Below are 22,160 nucleotides of genomic sequence, written 5' to 3'. Positions count from 1 at the left end.
TTGATAGAGCAATTCTGCCAATACTTTATTTTATATTAATCAAATTAATACTATGAATAGAGAAAACGGAAGGAGCGTTCTATGCAACTGCAACATGGAAAAAATAATACACAACAATATATATTTGGCGACTTTGTATTAAAAAACAATGGAATATTATTATTCAAAAACAAAGAATATCATATTCCCCCTAAAGAACTTGGCGTTATTATTCTATTGCTTAATGCTGACGGTGAAATTGTTAGCAAAGAAGAGATTATCGATAAGGTCTGGAGCGCGAGTGTTGCCAGTGATGAATCTCTAACACGATGTATTTATGCATTGCGCAAACTTTTGCATGAGAATAAACAGTGTAAGTATATCGAAACGGTCTATGGTCGTGGATACCGTTTTACTGTACCTATTGTGATTGTGACCGATAATGAACCGGTAAAGTCGACCACCACTCTTGCCGTTTTTCCCTTTCGTACTGAAGGTTCGATCAATGTTCTAAAACTCCATTACGAACTTGTCCAAGGCCTTTCTAAATATGCTTTTTGTGGTTTAGATATTTTACCCGCTTCGGTAACAAATGAGGCCAGTGATTTTTCCACTATCCATCAGTTTATCAATAAAACAGGTCCAGAATATTATATTATGGGTCAGGTCGTTCACTATGGTAAAAACTGGCGTTTATTTATTGAGTTAATTCATGCCAGAACACATAAATTGATTGATCATCAAAGTATTGATTTCCACCCCGATAATCCTCTTTCCGTATTATTATCACAAGTAATTAATATTCTTATTGAAAAAATACCCAACATTAATTTTAAATCTATTAATACACAACAAATGCCATCTCTGGATTCTGCTGTTATGTATATGAATGGCAGAATGGAAATGTATCGTTATACACCAGAGAGTTTGAAACGAGCATTAGTAATATTTAGAGATTGTGTGAGTACGCAACCGCAAAATACCTTGCCCTACTGTTGCCTGGCGGAATGCCATATATCATTAGCCCTCCTTGGACTCAGTGAACAAAAACAAGCAATAACTACGGCAGTAACCTCCATTGAAAAGGCTCTTGAAATTAACCCTTCAAATTCTCAGGCATTGGGTTTACTGGGTTTAATCAGTGGGCTAAAAGATGAACATTCAGTGTCTAATGTGCTATTTAAGCAAGCACATTTACTCAAACCTAATTCGCCAGACGTTTATTATTATCAGTCTCTGCTATGTTTTTTGAACGGTGACCTTGCAAGAGCATTTAATCTAATAGAAAAAAGTATTGCTCTTGAACCCAATAAAATGGGTATAAGCATTCTTAAATTAATTATACTTTATTACACATCCCCCCTCGATAACGCGATATCTTTTGCATTAAATCTTAACAGTCAAAACACCTGTAATAATCCAATTATTACCTCTATTCTGGCTATGTTCATGGCACTGAAAGGACATAATGACAAAGCCAAAAGTTTATTGCTTAAACTTGAGCCTGAACATGGTCTTGATTACACCTGTGTTAACTCGCTTTATACGAAATTTCTGATCTATGGCGCATCTATAAAAAATGACATTATGAAGTTACTGGCAAATATTAACACCAACAAAATCAATGGTGTTATTTTGCCGTTGATTTACACTGTGTATGGTAAAAAAGAATATGAAAAGCGCTGGCAACAATTAATTAAAGACAATGATTTATGGTCAAATGTTTTGCTTCATGACCCCCGTTTGCTCAGTGTAAAAAATGAATTTAATACTATCGGTGTGATGCGTACTTCTGCGTAAGAACTAATATAAATTGCCCTGCTGATGCAGGGCAATTTAGTGATTACTTCGTTAATAATACTCTACACACAAGCCAGAAGACTTTCCTGTCCCAAGCTCTGATATACCAGTTTCAGGATTAAATTTCTCGTGTACCCCTAAGAGCTGAGTGGTTGTCCAATAATCCGTACCGCTAAAAGCGTTCCCATAAGTTTTCAAATTACCATATTCGCCCCACAACGTACCTACTTTTCGCGGTACTACCCCACCGCTTGGCCGCTGCGCTAATTCTAAAGATGACGGCATTTGACCATAGCTGCATGAAGCATTTATGATATCCCAGGTATTACTACTGGCAGCACCTAAACTAGTAAACCATTTTTTAATCTTGAATTTAAATACAACATCATTCCCTTTACCATTCTTGGGTTTCCCGGTAATAGTAACTTCACTTCTTATTAGCAGAGATAATGTTACTTCTCCATTACTGTCAACATTAATTCCATAAATCCCAGCCGTCCAATTATAATCCGTATTTCTCATATTATGGGTTAGTAACAGCGTGAATTTTGCACCATCAAACCCTGTTTCTGGAAAACCATCTGTCGCCCTGAATCTTACACCATTAACACTCAGCGACTCGACTTCGACAAAAGGTAGGATGGTATAAGACGGTTGCCCGTTTACATACCAACCATTAATATGTAGATATGAGTTTAAGTTTTCTCCTTCTTTGTAGGCCCTATAGGTACGCTCATATCTGCCTTCACCCACTGACACCCATTTAGTCCCCTCTTTCTTTTCCACATTTTGTAAGAACACCGCATCCTCTGTCAGCAATTCCAGACCGTTATCAACCGGATTACCAAATTCATCAGATAATAGAACACTAACAGGTATATCCGCCCCAGCTACCACTAAAACTTCGCGTATACGAAGCTGTGAACGAAGCATACTTACTTCACCTGGTTTAATCATGTAGCTATTTGAATAATTGGCATCGCTCCAACCAGTCATCTTCAATTGCGCATTCAAGTTCGCTTCCGCAAAATGCGCCATATACTGTCTTTGATATATACCATTGCCATTGTAAACCCAATTATTGCCCTGGATAGGATCCGCATTCCTGACTTGTACGTTTTCCTCATTAAGCTGAACAACGCCATCAGTAATAAAGTTATCCTGGGCATCTTTAAGAACAACGGTCACCGTTATGCTATCCCCAGCGATATATATAGTTTTGTCCGCGACAATCGTTGATTGAGTTTTTGCCGCTGCACCTGGTTGTATCCCGTATAGAGAGGACTTAATCTCCGCTGCCCATGTTTTTAATTTCAGACTGGCAACCAGATTTTCCTCGGCAACCCATGCTGTCCAAACAATGGTATATTCACCATTATTCTGCTCGACCCACTGCATAGAATCGGGAGTTGCGCCGCCTACCGCGAAATTATCGATATAAGACTCGATGACTTCTGATGTCAGCCCGAAAGCAGGGTTACCAAACTCATCCCGTAACGTTACTGTGACGGTTAATGGCTCCCCGGCGATATATGCCGATTTATCTGTCCTAATAGCAGAATTTGCCTGCACCGGAGCACCGCTGTGGATGGAATAACTCTCTGATTGTTTACTGCTGCCCCATTCAGACAACTTCAGCGTCGCGTGGTGAGAGTCTCCCGCCATTTGCGCCGACCATGTAGCAGTATAAACACCGGCGGTTTCAGACCATCCTCCTGAACGTACGGCTCCTTCTACTGTTACGTTATCACCAGACAATAAGGACTCGCCCCCTTCAACCAGGTTACCGTGCGCGTCTTTCAGCGTCACAGCGACGGTTATAGTGTCACCAGCGGTGTAGGCGTTTTTATCCGTAGCGATAGTTGATGTGGCTTGCGCCGGAGAACCGGACTGTATGTCATAGCGATCTGACGTTACGCCATCACTCCACGTCTGCAATTGCAGGTTGGCGTGCTGATTGGTACTGGCAATCGTCGCCATTCGGGTTGTGGTATACACGCCACCTGATTCAACCCAGCTTCCCGTTTCTGACGGGTCAGTGCCAGCCACCGTCAGCACACCATCAGCGGCTAACTGTGAAGCTGCACCGGTTACCAGATTATCGAACGCATCCCGGAGCGTTACCGTGATGGTGATTGTCTCTCCAACCGTGTAGTTCGACTTATTTGTTTCAACGGTTGAAGTGAGCTGCGATGCGTCACCCGGTACAAAGGTGACGTTCCGGCTCAGGCTGCTGTTGTTGATGCTGGCGGTGACTGTACTGGTGCCCGCCGTCTGGCTGGTGACACTGATCTCCACCGTGCCGTCCGGCTTTGTGGTCACCGTCGAAGCGACCGTTGCGCTGTTGCCTGCCAACACGCTGACCGTCTGTCCGGCAAGCGTATTACCGTTAGCATCGGTGACCTTCACCTGCAGCGTATTCGCCGTCGAACCGTCTGCCACCGCGTTATCCCGGATGACCTCCAGTTCAGCGATCTTCGCTGTCCTGACATCGGCGATAAATGTCACGTCCCGGCTCTGACTGCTGCTGTTGATGCTGACGGTGACTGCGCTAACTCCCGCCGTCTGGCTGGTGACACTGATCTCCACCGTGCCGTCCGGCTGCGTGGTGACCGTCGGAGCAGTCGTGGCACCGTTGCCTGCCAACACGCTGACCGTCTGTCCGGCAAGCGTATTACCGTTAGCATCGGTGACCTTCACCTGCAGCGTATTCGCCGTCGAACCGTCTGCCTCTGAACCATCCTTAATGACCACCAGATCAGCGATCTTCGCCGTGCTGACATCGGCGATAAATGTCACGTTCCGGCTCAGACTGCTGTTGTTGATGCTGGCTGTGACCGCACTGATCCCCGCCGTCTGGCTGGTAACAGAGATCTCCACCGTACCGTCCGGCTGCGTGGTGACCGTCGGGGCGACCGTTGCGCCGTTGTCCGCCAACACGCTGACCGTCTGCCCGGCAAGCGCATTACCGAACGCATCGGTCACCCTCGCCCGTAGCGTGTTCGCCGTCAAACCGTCCGCCTCTGAACCATCCTTAATGACCACCAGATCCGCGATCTGCGCCGTCCTGACATCAGCGATAAATGTCACGTTCTGGCTCAGGGTGCTGTTGTTGATGCTGGCAGTGACGGTACTGGTTCCTGCCGTCTGGCTGGTGACAGAGATGTCCACCGTGCCGTCCGGCTCTGTAATCACCGTTGGGGCAGTCGTTGCACCGTTGCCTGCCATCACGCTGACCGTCTGCCCATTCAGCGCATTCCCGAACGCATCGGTGACCCTCACCCGCAGCGTGTTCGCCGTCGAACCGTCCGCCTCTGAACCGTCCTTAATGACCACCAGATCAGCGATCTTCGCCGTCCTGACATCGGCGACAAACGTCACGTTCTGACTCTGACTGCTGCTGTTGATGCTGGCAGTGACTGCACTGATTCCTGCCGTCTGGCTGGTGACAGAGATCTCCGCCGTCCCGTTCGGCTCGGTGATCACCGTCGGGGCAGTCGTTGCTCCGTTGTCTGCCATCACGCTGACCGTCTGTCCGCCAAGCGTATTACCGAATGCATCGGTCACCCTCGCCCGCAGCGTGTTCGCCGTCGAACCGTCCGCCTCTGAACCATCCTTAATGACCACCAGGTCCGCGATCTTCGCCGTCCTGACATCGGCGATAAACGTCACGTCCCGGCTCGCGGTGCTGTTGTTGATGGTTGCAGTGACCGCACTGATTCCGGCGGTCTGGCTGGTGACAGAGATCTCCGCCGTCCCGTCAGGCTTTGTGGTCATCGTCGGAGCAACCGTTGCGCCGTTGTCCGCCAACACGCTGACCGTCTGTCCGGCAAGTGCATTCCCGAACGCATCGGTCACCTTCACCTGCAGCGTATTCGCCGTCGAACCGTCTGCCACTGAGCCGTCCTTAATGACCACCAGGTCCGCGATCTGCACCGTGCTGGCATCGGCGATAAATGTCACATCCCGGCTCTGACTGCTGCTGTTGATACTGGCGGTGACTGTACTGATCCCCGCCGTCTGGCTGGTGACAGAGATCTCCACCGTGCCGCCCGGCTGCGTGGTGACCGTCGAAGCGACCGTTGCACCGTTGTCTGCTAACACGCTGACCGTCTGCCCGGCAAGCGTATTACCGAACGCATCGGTGACCCTCGCCCGCAGCGTGTTCGCCGTCGAACCGTCCGCCTCTGAACCATCCTTAATGACCACCAGATCCGCGATCTGCGCCGTGCTGACATCGGCGATAAACGTCACGTTCCGGCTCTGGCTGCTGTTGTTAATGCTGGCGGTGACCGCACTGGTGCCCGCCGTCTGGCTGGTGACAGAGATCTCCGCCGTGCCGTCCGGCTTTGTGGTCACCGTCGAAGCGACCGTTGCACCGTTGTCTGCCATCACGCTGACCGTCTGTCCGGCAAGCGTATTACCGTTAGCATCGGTGACCTTCACCTGCAGCGTATTCGCCGTCGAACCGTCTGCCACCGCGTTATCCCGGATGACCTCCAGTTCAGCGATCTTCGCTGTCCTGACATCGGCGATAAATGTCACGTTCTGGCTCGCGGTGCTGTTGTTGATAGTTGCAGTGACCGCACTGATTCCGGCGGTCTGGCTGGTGACACTGATTTCCACCGTCCCGTCCGGCTGCGTGGTGACCGTCGGAGCAGTCGTGGCACCGTTGCCTGCCAACACGCTGACCGTCTGTCCGGCAAGCGTATTACCGAACGCATCGGTGACCCTCGCCCGCAGCATATTCGCCATTGCACCGTCTGCCACTGAGTCGTCCTTAATGACCACCAGGTCCGCGATCTTCGCCGTCCTGACATCGGCGATAAATGTCACGTTCTGACTCAGGGTGCTGTTGTTGATGGTTGCAGTGACTGTACTGATCCCCGCCGTCTGGCTGGTGACACTGATCTCCACCGTGCCACCCGGCTGCGTGGTGACCGTCGGAGCAACCGTTGCGCCGTTGCCTGCCAACACGCTGACCGTCTGTCCGGCAAGCGCATTACCGAACGCATCGGTGACCCTCACCCGCAGCATGTTCACCGTCGAACCGTCTGCCACTGAGCCGTCCTGCGTCACCACCAGATCAGCGATCTGCGCCGTGCTGACATCGGCAATAAACGTCACGTTTCGGCTCTGGCTGCTGTTGTTGATGCTGGCGGTGACCGCACTGGTTCCGGCGGTCTGGCTGGTGACTGAGATCTCCACCGTACCGTCCGGCTCTGTGATCACCGTCGGAGCGACCGTTGCGCCGTTACCTGCCATCACGCTGACCGTCTGCCCGGCAAGCGCATTACCGAACGCATCGGTCACCCTCGCCCGCAGCGTGTTCGCCGTCGAACCGTCCGCCTCTGAACCATCCTTAATGACCACCAGATCCGCGATCTTCGCCGTCCTGACATCGGCGATAAATGTCACGTTCTGACTCTGAGTACTGCTGTTGATGGTTGCAGTGACTGCACTGACTCCCGCCGTCTGGCTGGTGACTGAGATCTCCACCGTACCTTCCGGCTCTGTGATGACCGTCGGGGCAGTCGTTGCGCCGTTGTCCGCCAACACGCTGACCGTCTGCCCGGCAAGTGCATTACCGAACGCATCCGTCACCCTCACCCGCAGCGTGTTCGCCGTCGAACCGTCCGCCTCTGAACCATCCTTAATGACCACCAGATCAGCGATCTTCGCCGTCCTGACATCCGCAATAAATGTCACGTTCCGGCTCAGGCTGCTGTTGTTGATACTGGCGGTGACCGCACTGCTGCCCGCCGTCTGGCTGGTGACACTGATCTCCACCGTGCCGTCCGGCTGCGTGGTGACCACCGGAGCAACCGTTGCGCCGTTGCCTGCCGTCACGCTGACCGTCTGTCCATTCAGCGCATTACCGAATGCATCGGTGACCCTCGCCAGCAGCATATTCGCCATTGCGCCGTCAGCCACTGAGCCGTCCTTAATGACCACCAGATCAGCGATCTTCGCCGTCCTGACATCTGCAACAAACGTCACGTTCCGGCTCGCGGTACTGCTGTTGATACTGGCGGTGACCGCACTGGTGCCTGCCGTCTGGCTGGTGACACTGATTTCCACCGTGCCGTCCGGCTCTGTAGTGACCGTCGGAGACACCGTTGCGCTGTTGTCTGCCATCACGCTGACCGTCTGCCCGGCAAGCGTATTCCCGAACGCATCTGTGACCCTCACCCGCAGCGTGTTCGCCATTGCACCGTCTGCCACTGAGTTATCCCGGGTGACTACCAGATCAGCGATCTTCGCCGTCCTGACATCCGCAATAAACGTCACGTTCCGGCTCAGGCTGCTGTTGTTGATACTGGCGGTGACCGCACTGCTGCCCGCCGTCTGGCTGGTGACACTGATCTCCACCGTGCCGTCCGGCTGCGTGGTGACCACCGGAGCAACCGTTGCGCCGTTGTCCGCCAACACGCTGACCGTCTGCCCGGCAAGCGTATTACCGAACGCATCGGTGACCCTCACCTGCAGCGTGTTCGCCATTGCGCCGTCAGCCACGGCGTTATCCTGCGTCACCTCCAGACTCGCGATCTGCGCCGTTCTGACATCGGCGATAAACGTCACATCCCGGCTCTGGCTGCTGCTGTTGATGCTGGCGGTGACTGCACTGACTCCCGCCGTCTGGCTGGTGACAGGGATCTTCGCCGTGCCGTCCGGCTCTGTAATCACCGTTGGGACAACCGTGGCACCGTTGCCTGCCAACACGCTGACCGTCTGTCCGGCAAGCGCATTACCGAACGCGTCGGTAACCTTTACCTGCAGCATGTTCGCCATTGCGCCGTCTGCCACTGCGCCGTCCTTAATGACCACCAGATCAGCGATCTGCGCCGTCCTGACATCCGCGACAAACATCACGTTCCGGCTCAGGCTGCTGTTGTTGATGGTTGCAGTGACTGTACTGATCCCCGCCGTCTGACTGGTGACAAAGATCTCCACCGTGCCGTCCGGCTGTGTGGTGACCGTCGGAGTGACCGTTGCGCCGTTGTCCGCCAACACGCTGACCGTCTGCCCGGCAAGCACATTACCGAACGCATCCGTCACCCTCACCCGCAGCGTGTTCGCCATTGCACCGTCTGCCACTGAGCCGTCCTTAATGACCACCAGATCAGCGATCTGCGCCGTCTTGATATCGGCGATAAACGTCACATCCCGGCTCTGGCTGCTGTTGTTGATGCTGGCGGTGACTGTACTGGTTCCGGCGGTCTGGCTGGTGACACTGATCTCCACCGTGCCGTCCGGCTCTGTAGTGACCGTCGGAGACACCGTTGCGCCGTTATCCGCCAACACGCTGACCGTCTGCCCAGCAAGCGTATTCCCGAACGCATCCGTCACCCTCACCCGCAGCGTGTTCGCCGTCGAACCGTCCGCCTCTGAACCATCCTTAATGACCACCAGATCAGCGATCTTCGCCGTCCTGACATCGGCGACAAACGTCACGTTCCGGCTCTGGCTGCTGTTGTTGATGCTGGCGGTGACCGCACTGGTTCCGGCGGTCTGGCTGGTGACTGAGATCTCCACCGTGCCGTCCGGCCCTGTGATGACCACCGGAGCAACCGTTGCGCTGTTGTCCGCCAACACGCTGACCGTCTGCCCGGCAAGCGTATTACCGAACGCATCGGTGACCTTCACCCGCAGCGTGTTCGCCGTCGAACCGTCCGCCTCTGAACCATCCTTAATCACCACCAGCTCCGCGACCTGCGCCGTGCTAACATCAGCAACAAAGTTCACCGTTTTACTATCGCTGCTTTGATTGATCTTAGCCTCAACAGTGCTGGCATCCGCTACGGTACTGCTCAGATCAACCTCTGCCATGCCATGCGCATCCGTCCTGATATCTGCGCTCTGCCCTGCATTGGCAAATACAGCCGCCCCCTTCGTCACCGTAAAGGTGACGGTCTGCTCCGGCAGCACATTGCCAAACTGATCTTCCACCCGGACATTCACCGTATGTCGATCGCTGCCATTCGCCAGCACATCCGGGTTACCCGTTGTCACTTGCATCGCGACAATTTGTGCGCTGGCGGCATCGCCACTAATACTGTAATCATTTGAAGTCAAAGCGCTCGCCCAGCCGGCCATCTGTAGCTGTGCTTTTAAACCGGTGCCAGGGAGTAAGGCGGTATACGTTGCGGTATAAATTCCTTTTTGATCTTCATTCCAGGCGATGCTTTCCGCTTTTGTATTTGGCAGCTGGATAGCCAGGTTGATAGCGTCTCGTTGCCCCCCGACCAGGTTTTCATAGCTATCCTTGAGTGTTACCGTAACTTTTATCGCGCCGCCCGCGGTGTAGGTCGTTTTGTCGGTAACGATGGAGGAATAAGCCAACACAGCTCCGCTTTCGCGGATGGCATACGCATCGGATTGCTGCGCGCTACTCCATGTCGATAGTTTCAGCGTGGCGTAATGGCGATCGCCAGCAATCTTCGCGGTTCGGGTGGTGGTGTAAACGCCATCAGACTCTTCGCTCCAGTTACCCGTTTCATTTTTATCTGTACCGCTCACCTCGACCACACTGCTACCCGCCAGCAGCGAAGCCATCCCTTTCACCAGGTTTTTCTGCTCATCCATAAGGGTGACGGACACTTTTATCTGGCCACCCGCGGTGTATGTCACATCGTCCGTTTTGATGGTGGAGGTCAGCTGCGAGATATCGCCAGTGATAAAGCTCACTTCCACAGACTGACTACTGCCATTGATCTCGGCCTTGATAAGACTGTTTACCGCCTGGTCACTGGCAAGGTTAATGCTGGCAATCCCGTCTTTATCTGTCGTCACAATACCGCCATTTGGATCGGCAAAAACCGCCGCACCATTCACGACCGTGAAGGTAACATTTTGTCCCTGCAGTAAATTTTGATGCACATCCCTGACCGTCACAGCGACGGTATTGTGATCGCGTCTGGCAACTGCGTTATTCGCGGTGATCTGCATCGCAGCGATTTTGGCGGTATCTTTATCACCCGCAATACTGAACGCATCCGAATGTTTGGTTTGCCAGCCGGGCATCGTCAGCTGGGCCGTTAATTTGTCGCCAATGAGATGGGCCGTATAGCTTGCTTTGTAAATTCCCTCACTTTCTTCCGTCCAGGCACTAACGGCATCAGCCTTCGTGTTGTCAACTTTAACGGTTTGTTTGAGAAGTTCTTTTCGTCCGGTAACCCCGTTGCCGTTATCATCTCTCAGGGTCACTTTAACGACTATCGGCTTACCCGCGACGTAATTATCCTGGTCTGTCTCAATCGTGGAGTCAGCGCGGGATGCTGTATTCGCCACGATAGCAATCAGCGCTGGCGTCTTAGCGATATCGTCGCCGTTAAATTGCGGCATCAGCGATAACGCGCCAGACGTCTTCCCGGCGGTAACTATTTGGGTATAGGTTCCGTTACCGTTGTCTTTCCATTCGCTTAAGGCGAAATCCTGCAAACCTTTCGCCTGTGTTTTTAACGTCATACCGGGGATTGGCTTGCCGCTGGAATCTCGCGCGGTATAGGTCAGCGTTGAGGTTGATTTTCCATCAGCAAGCAGGATTTGCAGATCGACAGAAAGCGTTGAATCGGTGAGGCTTAGTGTGGGTTTTTCCACGACCACCATACTTTCTTCACGCCGGGAGAAATTTCCTTTCGAATCTTCCGCTGTAACCGCTATCGGGTAAGTGTTGTCGGTTTCAGGCATTGCCGTGAATCGGTAGGGAGGAATAGTGACCTGAATATCCTTGCCGGAAACTGCTACTTTTCCGCCCGCTGATTGCAGGGAGGCTGCTTCAATGTCATAACCTTTCAGCGCATATTTGGTTTGTAAGGAAGAAACCAGCGATTTAACCTCACCCGGCTTGCCTTTCAACGGATCGGTCAGCGTCAGCCGCACCAGCTCTTTCTTGCGATATTCAAGGACAATATTGTTATTACGATCGACCAGGTCATAGCGACTGCCCACAAGGCTGCGTCGTGCTGCAACTTCAGCCGGATCGAGCTGTTTTTGCAGTGAATGACCGGGTTGCAACGTCAACTCCATACCAATTCGGGTGTCGTTTTCTCCCTGTTTGCCCTGCCGTTGCTCGGCACTAAAGGAGATCAGGGGAACGGGGGTGTAACTCAAACCTGCGGTAATCGCGTGAGGATCATTTTGTCGCTCGTCTTTACCAAACAGCGCCACTTCATCGCCATAATATTGTTCATAGACCAGCTTGCCGCCCAGCTGCGGCCAGGCCGGTAACCAGCCTTCGGCGCGAAGATCCCAACCGTTCGCCGGACGTGCTTCATAGTCATTGTCCAGTTCCGGTGCACTACGCCAGTTACTCAGGCGCAGATAACCGTTGCCGCTCAGTTTCAGGTAATCGCGCCAGTATTCAACGCCCATCCCGGTTCGGGTGTGATAGCGGGTCAGGTCATGATCGATAAACATATTGACGCCAGACATCCAGCTCGGTGTGAAATAACGCCAGCCGATACCGTGGTTGGTTTGAGTGCGATCATCCGTACGGTGAAGTGTGTGCTGGCTGAAGACCAGGTTATCCGGCGTTTCGTACCAGGGATGGAGAAATTCAAATGACGAGCTTTTAAGGCTGAAATCTTCATCCACACCAAGAGATACCCGGGCAGTTCCCCAACGACTGAGCCAGTCCGTTGCCTGCGCAGAGGCAGAAGAAGCCACCCAGCCACGCACCATACTCGCAGCCTGTTCGCTGTCCATATCGCGCGCTAAAAGTGTTCCGCTTTGCTGCGCCACTTCCGCGACCTGCATTTGCGGATCTTTGCCGTCGCGCTCCATCTGCATTGCTTTCAGGTTGCGCGCTTCAGGGCTGTTACTGTTAATGAGGGGCACATCTATTTCATCGCCCTGACGCACATTGTCAAAGCCCCGCGCAAAGGTACGGAACTGATTCAGGCGACGTAATTCATCAACGGTGATACCAAAGCGTGCCGCGACCGTTGGTGGCGATTCCAACGCACCCAGGGTATATGGAATAGTTTTAACGTTCGGCAGGATCAGTGACGTGGCAGTATCCGAATGCGCAGGGTTAATATGCGTAGGGGCAGCGGCCATAACAGGGAATATAGTTTGTGTTATCAGACAAATACCGGCGGTCAGACGACGTAGACGATCCCCCAATCCACATATGGTGATATCGCCCCGACGATCGCCATTCCCATGCGCTTTCCCTGCCATTTGTCATCCCTGTCGCTATGTGTTCAGATTAAATGACCTTTCTTTAACATGAGGGAAAATGATGATTCATGATTAGCAAATGATGAATACAGGCGGAATAATGGAAATAACAACAAGATAAGAACAATACCTGATCAAGGATTATCAGGAGGAAGAACAGGAGAGCTTCCCGCCAGAGCAGTAACCCCTCCTGTAAATACGTTACTTCATTTTCACCTTTGCGGTGACCAATAACGCCGTCAGCAACATCAATGTGCCGGACAACATCAACGGCGAAGTCAGACCAATATTATCCAGCGCATAACCACCGATTGCCGCGCCACAGGTATTAGCAAGCTGAATAACCGCCACCTGAATAGACCCGGCTTTTTCTGCCTGATCGGCCAGTGAGCGGGTGATCCACGTTGACCAGCCGACAGGAACCAATGCAAAAGTCAGCCCCCAGATAATCGCCACGCCGGTAGCAACGATTTTATCGCTTCCCCACAACGTCAGCACCAACGCACTCACAGCCAGTATTAACGGCGCGCCTGCTAAGGCCAGTTTTACCGAACGTTTAAGAATGAACGACGAAAGCGACGTACCAATAAAGCTGGCGATACCAAAACTCAACAGCACCAGAGTTAAGCCATCCACGCCGAATCCCGCCAGGTTCATATACACCGGGCGAATATATGTGAAGAAAGCAAACTGCCCGGCGAAAGACATGAAGATGGCGATCATCCCTGCCATCACACCCGGACGTTGTAATAAGCGGAAAGTATTTTGTTTCTGATGCGAGGGTTCGCCTGGCAGCGAGGGCAATGATTTGATAATCCAGAAAATACACAGTACGCCCATCACCGCCGCCGCATTAAAGACATTGCGCCAACCGATAAGCTCGCCTAAAAAACTGCCCAACGGTGCGGCAATCACCAGCGCAATAGAAACCGCGCCGAAGATCACCGACAGCGCCTTCGGCACCGTACGCGGCGGTACCAGACGCATGGTCAGCGACGCCGACATCGCCCAGAACCCGCCCAGCGCCAGCCCCAGACAGGCACGACCGATTAAAAGCAAACTGAATGAGTTAGCAAAGGAAACCAGCAAGCAGGAGAGCGTCAGCAAAACGGCAAACAAAATAACAACGTAGCGGCGGTCAGTGGCCTGAATTGTCTGGGTAATAAACAAACTGGCAAACATTGCCACAAAGGCGGTCACGGTCACCGATTGCCCGGCAACCCCTTCCGAAATGCCTAAATCCTGGGCCATTGGCGTCAACAAACTGACGGGCAAAAACTCAACGATAATCAGACAGGCGACGCAAAACGCCACCGAGAAAACGGCTGACCAGTTCGGTCGGGTGATGGCATCCGCGCCGCGGTTTTCGGCAATAAATTCACTCATGGTGTTACCCGTGGCATGTTTCAGGGGAAAAGCCGACCACTTTAACATTGAAATGTGTGACGTATTTAACGTTTTTGCAACTTTTACGGTGTTGTGGGAAAAGTTCGAGGCTGCTCGAAGAAATAAAAATCATAGGGCAAGGTGATATGTATTTTCGCGATTGTGTTGGGAACAAGGGATAAAGTATTGCACTTGGTGATATACTTTAATAACAGGACCTCAACGATATGCGCGTGTTTAAAACCAAATGGTTTGCAAGGGAAGCCAGGTCTCATGCAATAACAGATGAAGAGTTGTGCCGGGCCATTTTAGAAACGGAACAAGGTAAAGCTGATGTACTTGGTGGTGGCGTTTTTAAAAAGCGCCTTCACAAAAATCGTGAGCGTGCAATTATTCTGGCGAAAGGGGGAAGCAATTGGTTTTACACGTTTTTATATGCAAAACAGGATATGTCGAACATCAATAGTCAGGAACTGGCTGGGTTTCGTGAACTTGCAAAGCATTATGCCTTCCTGACGAAAGCCCAACTAACAGCAATGATTAACACTAAAGAACTGACAGAGATCTGCTATGACTGCAAAAACTAAATTTAAAAGTCCTGCATTTGAGGCTATTCACAGCGCAGCGGCTGGATTGTCCAGCGTCGATGCTATTTCTGCTGAAACGATGCGTACTTTTGACAAAGCCTGCCTGACCAGCGTGCAAGACTTACAACCTGTTGAGATAAAAGCACTGAGGGAAAAATTAAAAGTGAGTCAGCCCGTCTTCGCTCACTATCTCAATACCAGCGTTTCAACTGTACAAAAATGGGAAAGTGGCGCTAAACGCCCCAATGGCATTTCATTAAAACTGCTCAGCATTGTGCAAAAACACGGGCTGGAGGTGCTGCTGTAAATAGAACGTAGATAATGCGTTCACCTACTGTCAGTTCCGATACCGGATGCGGCGTGAACGCCTTATCCACCCTACAGGTCAGGCGCGGTCTGTAGGCTGATAAGACGAAGCGGTTTTAATGCAGCCAGTGAACGCCCTCGGCAGGCTGAAAGAACGCGTTATAGCGCATCTGAAAAGCATTAATATCCTGCATTTCAGGTTCGGTTTCGCGCAGAAAACCCAGCGCCAGCCTGACCTGAGCATCGGTAATCGGCGCGGCAAGGCGGGCTTTTTGTAAAATCCGATGCCATTGCAGCAGGTTCTGTTCGCTACCATCGACAATGACAATTTGCCAGATGAGCAACACCTGCGCGGCGTTTTGCAGGTGCGACTCATCCGGACGATGCAAATAACGTAAAAATTCGTCACCGGCTGACTTTCCCATTTGATCGACCATCGACTCCACGGGTACGACATCGATATTCAGCCGATCGCTGAGACGGCGAATCGCTTTTCTGGCCCCGGATGTCAGCACCCGAAAACCAACCACAAACACTACCGCCAGCGTGGCGAGCATTATCCAGATCATGAGTTCTCCTGCGTAATCAGAACTCATGATATCTGGAAACCCTCGCCAGTTACTAATCCACCAGAATAATCTTCAGTGCAAACAGAGCTGCGACCACCACCACACACAGGTTCAGATCGCGCCAGCGCCCGGTGCACACTTTCATGATGCAGTACGACATAAAGCCAAGTGCAATCCCTTCGGTGATCGAGAAAGTAAAGGGCATCATCACCGTGGTAATAAATGCGGGCACCGATTCGGTAAAATCATCCCAGTTAACGCGCGCCAGGCTCGAAGTCATCAGCACGCCAACAAAGATTAACGCTCCGGCGGTTGCGTAAGGAGGAACCATCGCCACCAGCGGTGAGAAGAACATAACCAACAGGAACATAACGCCGACCACAACCGCAGTCAGCCCCGTGCGACCACCGACCGCCACACCAGAAGTACTTTCAATATAGGCGGTAACAGATGAGGTACCAATAAATGCGCCCGCCACCGAACTGACGCTATCAACATACAGCGCCTTATTCATATTGGGGAATTTACCGTTACTATCTATTAAGCCAGCTTTATCAGTTACACCAATTAATGTTCCTGATGAATCAAATAGGTTGATCAGCATAAAGGAGAAAATGATACCGGCGAGTTCAAGTGTTAACGCGCCGCTCAAATCTACTTCACCAATGACGCCGCTAATATCAGGCGGAATGGAATAGACACCGCTAAAATGAACATCACCGAAAAATAAGCCACAGCAAGACGTCACCACAATAGAAACAAGCACCGCGGCATGAAAATGACGTGATGACAACACGGTTATAATAAAAAACCCTAAAATACCTAACAACACGCCGTGAGAACTTAAATCGCCAATCATCACCAGGGTGTCTTTATTGGCGACAATAACGCCAGTATTTTTTAATCCCATTAAGGCGATAAATAATCCGATTCCGCTGGTGATACCAATACGTAAACTTAATGGAATGTTGGAGATCATCCAGTACCGGATACGAAATAGCGTGAGCAAAAATAGCCCAATTGCGCCCCAGAATATCGCGCCCATCCCGGTCTGCCAGGAGATACCCATCGCCCCCACGACCACGAACGCAAAGAAGGCGTTCAGCCCCATTGCCGGAGCCAGCGCCACGGGTAAGTTAGCAAATATCCCCATCGCAATACTGCCGATACCGGCAATCAAACAGGTGGTAACAAACACCACTTTCGGGTCCATTTGTGCCGCGCCGAGGATTTGCGGGTTCACAAAAACGATGTACACCATGGTTAAAAAAGTGGTCATCCCCGCAATCAATTCTGTGCGGACGGTGGTCCCATGCTGAGGTAGTTTAAATAATCGCGAAAGCGTCCCTGATTCATTACTCACGTAATCGGTATTGTCATTATTCATTTTTTTGTCCATTGGAGGAGATTTAATCCCTTGCTTTTGTAAAACAAATGACAACAACGGTTCAGTGATAATTATCACATTTCAATTGCGCATTAATGGATATTCTTTAATAATCTCGCGACGTTTCTTTATGATAAATAATAATCAAATTGATAAAATCAAAATGAGAAAAATATGAATAATTCTATTAGCCATAAATTTCATCACATTAGCCGGGCGAAATACCAGGAATTGTTAGCCGTTTCCCGTGGCGACGCTGTTGCCGATTATATTATTGATAATGTCTCTATTCTCGACCTGATCAATGGCGGAGAAATTTCCGGCCCAATTGTGATTAAAGGACGTTACATTGCCGGTGTTGGCGCAGAATACACTGATGCTCCGGCTTTGCAGCGGATTGATGCCCACGGCGCAACGGCGGTGCCAGGGTTTATTGATGCTCACCTGCATATTGAATCCAGCATGATGACGCCGGTCACCTTTGAAACCGCCACCCTGCCGCGCGGCCTGACAACTGTTATTTGCGATCCTCATGAAATCGTCAACGTGATGGGCGAAGCCGGTTTCGCCTGGTTTGCCCGCTGTGCCGAACAGGCAAGGCAAAACCAGTACTTACAGGTCAGCTCTTGCGTACCCGCTCTGGAAGGCTGCGATGTTAACGGTGCCAGTTTTACCCTTGAACAGATGCACGCCTGGCGGGACCATCCGCAGGTTACCGGCCTTGCAGAAATGATGGACTACCCTGGCGTAATTAGCGGGCAGAATGCGCTGCTCGATAAACTGGATGCATTTCGCCACCTGACGCTGGACGGTCACTGCCCGGGTTTGGGTGGTAAAGCACTTAACGCCTATATTGCTGCGGGTATTGAAAACTGCCACGAAAGTTATCAGCTGGAAGAAGGACGCCGGAAATTACAACTCGGCATGTCGTTGATGATCCGCGAAGGGTCCGCTGCCCGCAATCTCAACGCACTGGCACCGTTGATCAACGAATTTAACAGCCCGCAATGCATGCTCTGTACTGATGACCGTAACCCGTGGGAGATCGCCCATGAAGGACACATCGATGCCTTAATTCGCCGCCTGATCGAACAACACAATGTGCCGCTGCATGTGGCATATCGCGTCGCCAGCTGGTCGACGGCGCGCCACTTTGGTCTGAATCACCTCGGCTTACTGGCACCCGGCAAGCAGGCCGATATCGTCCTGTTGAGCGATGCGCGTAAGGTCACGGTGCAGCAGGTACTGGTGAAAGGCGAGCCGATTGATGCGCAAACCTTACAGGCGGAAGAGTCGGCGAGACTGGCACAATCCGCTCCGCCGTATGGCAATACCATTGCCCGCCAGCCTGTTTCCGCCAGCGACTTTGCCCTGCAATTTACGCCCGGAAAACGCTATCGGGTCATTGACGTCATCCATAACGAATTGATTACGCACTCCCACTCCAGCGTCTACAGCGAAAATGGTTTTGATCGCGATGATGTGTGCTTTATTGCCGTACTTGAGCGTTACGGGCAACGACTGGCTCCGGCCTGTGGTTTGCTCGGCGGCTTTGGCCTGAATGAAGGCGCGCTGGCTGCGACGGTCAGCCATGACAGCCATAATATTGTGGTGATCGGTCGCAGTGCCGAAGAGATGGCGCTGGCGGTCAATCAGGTGATTCAGGATGGCGGCGGGTTGTGCGTGGTACGTAACGGCCAGGTCCAAAGCCATCTGCCGTTACCCATTGCCGGGCTGATGAGCACCGACACGGCGCAGTCGCTGGCGGAGCAAATTGACGCCTTGAAAGCCGCCGCCCGTGAATGCGGTCCGTTACCCGATGAACCGTTTATTCAGATGGCGTTTCTTTCCCTGCCAGTGATCCCCGCGCTGAAACTAACCAGCCAGGGGCTGTTTGATGGCGAGATGTTTGCCTTCACCACGCTGGAAGTCACTGAATAATAAAAAAAAGCCCGGCGTCATGCCGGGCAAAAGTCACCAGTTACGTTTATGCCACTGTCAACTGCTGAATTTTTTTCTCGCGGCGGATTTTGCGTTCTTCCATCACCGCCACTATCGCCATCAGGCAAATACAACCAATCGCGGCGATATCCAGCGCAGCGAAGGTGCCTGCCCAGCCGGTAAGGCCGAATACTGGCGTCCCATCGGCAATCATTCCCAGACCTAACTTGGCAAAGCTGTCGCCAATCAGGTAAGCAAAGGTGCCTTTAATACCATCGGCAGCGCCAATCGCTTTTTTAGGTACAAAGCCAACAGCAGCCACACCAATCAACAATTGCGGGCCAAAGACCAGGAAACCCAACGCAAAGAGAGAAGCCAGGTAGATATATTCGTTGCTGGCGTGTTGATACACACCGAGCGTGGCGATAATCAGCGCCAGCGCGATACAGGCCACCAGGCCACGGCGACCGTTCGCCAGGTCAGAGAGCCAGCCCCACAGCAGCGTACCGACCAGCGCGCCAGCTTCAAACAGCGTAAAGCCCTGAATCGCCACCGCTTTAGAGAGTTTCAGTTCCTGGAACGCGTACACAGTTGACCACTGGTCGATACCAATACGCACCACATAGAGGAAAATGTTGGCGAAGCACAGCAGCCAGATCACTTTGTTTTTCAGCACATACTCAACAAAGATCTGCCACTTGGTCATATCGGTAGATTCTGTCTCTTTGTCCTCTTCGCTGATCTCCTCGCCGAACAGCTCTTCAGCTTTGCCGAGGCCATAAGATTCCGGGGAGTCGCTGCCGTAACGCAGGCCGATAAAACCGACAATCAGCGCGATAATCGACGGGAAAATAAACATGCCGATGACATGACCATCGAACAGGTAATTTGCGCCGAACAGCGCCACACCCGCTGCGCCTGCACCGCCAAGGTTGTGAGAAATGTTCCAGAAACCGAGGAAGGTCCCGCGCTTACGACGCGGCGTCCATTTGGTGATGGTGGAGTAACTGCACGAACCGCCGGTGCTCTGGAAAAAGCCGCTTAAGGCGTAGAAGGCAATCATCAGGAACAGGCTAACCGAGCCGCTGCCCATACTGGCGCTGAAGCCCAACATACAAATGGCAGACAGGATCAGCATGAACGGCAGGAATTGTTTGGTGTTTTTGCCGTCGGCGTAGTAGGAAACCAGCGTTTTACCCACGCCATAAGTGATGGAGAAACCCAGGCCGATCATCCCCAGCTGCGTCATGCTCAACCCGTAGGTCGAAATCATATCGTTCTGCGCGATGTTAAAGTTCTTGCGAATCAGGTACATCGTCAGGTAGCCGATAAAGACCACCAGGTAGGATTGCATGAACGGTTTGAACCACATTTTGCGCCGCACTTCGAGCGGAAGGTCCAGGGTCGGCTTGCGAACCTGGTTTAAGAAAGCCAGCATGGGTTACTCCTGATTTCCCTTCATACTTCAAGCCGCAGGTGACTTAGCTGCACGCATTCCTCCCGGTCACATAGTTCACTATGCTCCCGGGACTCACGCGTTTGCTGCGTTCCTGCAACTTGAATTATTTTGGGAAAGAATTAATGAATGATGGCATTGTAAAAATCAGCAGCAAATCAGGCCTGAGATAGCGTCCAGGCAAAACCTGGAAAATTTCTTAGTTTTGCCGGATATGAAGTAAAAAGGTGAGATGCATCACGCTTCGCGCGGTGTCTGGGCGTTCAAAAAGGGCAGTAACAGCAGTGCGGAAATCCCGGCGGCAATGGCGATAACCACAAAAAATCCGCTCCAGTGCCAGGTATCGAGCACTTTCGCCAGCGGCCAACCAGCAAGCGACGCCCCCAGATAAGCAAACAAGCCGACAAACCCCGTCGCCGCCCCTGCCGCCTCTTTGTGGGAACATTCTGCCGCCGCCATGCCGATTAACATCTGCGGGCCAAAGACAAAAAAACCAATGGTGAAGAAGCAAGTTGCCTGCATCACGTAGCTGGCAAATGGCATCAGCCACAGCGAACCGACTGAAAGCAAAATTCCGGCGGCGAAAATCAAATTCATCGGCCCGCGGTTGCCGTTAAACAGTTTGTCCGAGCCCCAACCCGCTACCAGCGCACCGATAAATCCGCCCAGTTCAAACATCGTCACTGCCGTATTCGCCGTGACCAGATCGACGCCCAGCGTCTCGGACATATACAAATTGCCCCAGTCGTTGATTGCCGCCCGGACCACATAGACCAGCACATAGCAAAACGAAAGCAGCCAGATATACGGATTCAACAACACATACTTGGTGAGGATCTCTTTACGCGTCAGCCCTGCCCCTTCTTGTTGTTGAGCAATCTCCAGCGCATCGTGCCGCCATTCACCAACCGCAGGTAAACCTAACGCCTGCGGGCGATCGCGCAGCCGCCAGCAGAGAAAAATCCCCACGACGATCGCCATACAACCCGCAATCATCATCCCGGCACGCCAGCCGTAATGCAGCGCAGCTGCTGCCATCACAATGGGAATGAGCGCACCACCAACGTTATGCGCCGTGTTCCATAATGCCCACCAACCACCGCGCTCGGTACGAGAATACCAGGCCGTTAACAGACGTGCACACACCGGTGAACCCCAGCCCTGGAAAAAGGCGTTCAGCACCCAGAGTACGGCAAACGCCCATAGCGACGTCGAGAAGCCAAACAGAATGTTGATGATGCCCGTCGCGATAAGCCCTATCCCCATAAAATAACGGGCATTTGAGCGATCGCTGACAATGCCGGAGACAAACTTCGACACGCCGTAGGTAATGTAAAACAGGGTCGCTAACAGGCCGATATCGCTACGGCTGAGCACGCCGTTAGCAAGGATTTCTGGTACGGCGGCGTTAAAACTTTTCCGCGTGAAGTAAAACAGCGCGTAACCCAGCCAGATGGTCAGCAGAATATGCCGACGCCAGTAGCGATAGCGGGCATCAATTTCATGTTTATCAGTCATTAATGGCGCATCGGCAGGCGCTTTCAGAAACGGCAACATCATCAAAC

At 52.0% G+C, this 22,160-nt stretch carries 10 protein-coding genes; 4 read left to right on the top strand and 6 right to left on the bottom strand.

Features of this window, described 5'->3' with window-relative positions:
- The first annotated feature begins 81 nt into the window (after positions 1-81).
- The gene (gene eilA, locus ACK8NJ_RS00240) at positions 82-1,779 is read left to right on the top strand and encodes a HilA family transcriptional regulator EilA (RefSeq protein WP_001176826.1); all 1,698 of its coding nucleotides are present in this window, start codon (positions 82-84) and stop codon (positions 1,777-1,779) included.
- Positions 1,780-1,830: 51 nt separating this feature from the next.
- Here eilA and iatC read toward each other — a convergent pair whose 3' ends face one another.
- A complete protein-coding gene (iatC, locus tag ACK8NJ_RS00235; RefSeq protein WP_411962023.1) occupies positions 1,831-12,963 on the bottom strand; it encodes an inverse autotransporter adhesin IatC in 11,133 nt (3,710 codons plus the stop codon).
- 201 nt (positions 12,964-13,164) lie between these two features.
- Positions 13,165-14,349 (bottom strand): purine ribonucleoside efflux pump NepI, encoded by a 1,185-nt coding sequence (gene nepI, locus ACK8NJ_RS00230; protein WP_001288548.1) that lies wholly within the window; start codon positions 14,347-14,349, stop codon positions 13,165-13,167.
- 233 nt (positions 14,350-14,582) lie between these two features.
- On the opposite strand from nepI, the gene ACK8NJ_RS00225 reads away from it, so the two are divergent.
- Both ACK8NJ_RS00225 and ACK8NJ_RS00220 read left to right on the top strand, forming a co-directional pair.
- On the top strand, positions 14,583-14,936 hold the full coding sequence (locus tag ACK8NJ_RS00225; RefSeq protein WP_122988444.1) for a type II toxin-antitoxin system RelE/ParE family toxin: 354 nt from the start codon (positions 14,583-14,585) through the stop codon (positions 14,934-14,936).
- Positions 14,920-15,243, top strand: a complete 324-nt coding sequence (locus ACK8NJ_RS00220) for a helix-turn-helix domain-containing protein (protein ID WP_000125643.1) — start codon at positions 14,920-14,922, stop codon at positions 15,241-15,243. Before ACK8NJ_RS00225 ends, ACK8NJ_RS00220 begins: the two co-directional genes overlap by 17 nt.
- Before the next feature lie 115 nt (positions 15,244-15,358).
- Here ACK8NJ_RS00220 and ACK8NJ_RS00215 read toward each other — a convergent pair whose 3' ends face one another.
- Entirely contained in the window at positions 15,359-15,811 is a 453-nt protein-coding gene (locus ACK8NJ_RS00215) for a DUF1198 domain-containing protein (RefSeq protein ID WP_001295241.1), read from the bottom strand.
- 52 nt (positions 15,812-15,863) lie between these two features.
- Positions 15,864-17,198: an adenine permease AdeQ gene (adeQ, locus tag ACK8NJ_RS00210; protein WP_001362489.1), complete on the bottom strand. Its 1,335-nt coding sequence runs from the start codon at positions 17,196-17,198 to the stop codon at positions 15,864-15,866.
- 174 nt (positions 17,199-17,372) lie between these two features.
- Between adeQ and adeD the strand changes: the two genes are divergently transcribed.
- A complete protein-coding gene (gene adeD, locus ACK8NJ_RS00205; protein ID WP_411962022.1) occupies positions 17,373-19,139 on the top strand; it encodes an adenine deaminase in 1,767 nt (588 codons plus the stop codon).
- Positions 19,140-19,185: 46 nt separating this feature from the next.
- Here adeD and uhpT read toward each other — a convergent pair whose 3' ends face one another.
- The gene (gene uhpT / locus ACK8NJ_RS00200; protein WP_000879194.1) at positions 19,186-20,577 is read right to left on the bottom strand and encodes a hexose-6-phosphate:phosphate antiporter; all 1,392 of its coding nucleotides are present in this window, start codon (positions 20,575-20,577) and stop codon (positions 19,186-19,188) included.
- A gap of 255 nt (positions 20,578-20,832) precedes the next feature.
- The gene (gene uhpC, locus ACK8NJ_RS00195) at positions 20,833-22,152 is read right to left on the bottom strand and encodes an MFS transporter family glucose-6-phosphate receptor UhpC (RefSeq protein ID WP_001301991.1); all 1,320 of its coding nucleotides are present in this window, start codon (positions 22,150-22,152) and stop codon (positions 20,833-20,835) included.
- Between the last annotated feature and the right edge of the window lie 8 nt (positions 22,153-22,160).

The organism is Escherichia sp. F1 (genome assembly GCF_046764225.1).
GTDB classification, from domain to species: domain Bacteria; phylum Pseudomonadota; class Gammaproteobacteria; order Enterobacterales; family Enterobacteriaceae; genus Escherichia; species Escherichia coli.
This window is presented reverse-complemented; position numbering and strand designations above follow the sequence as displayed.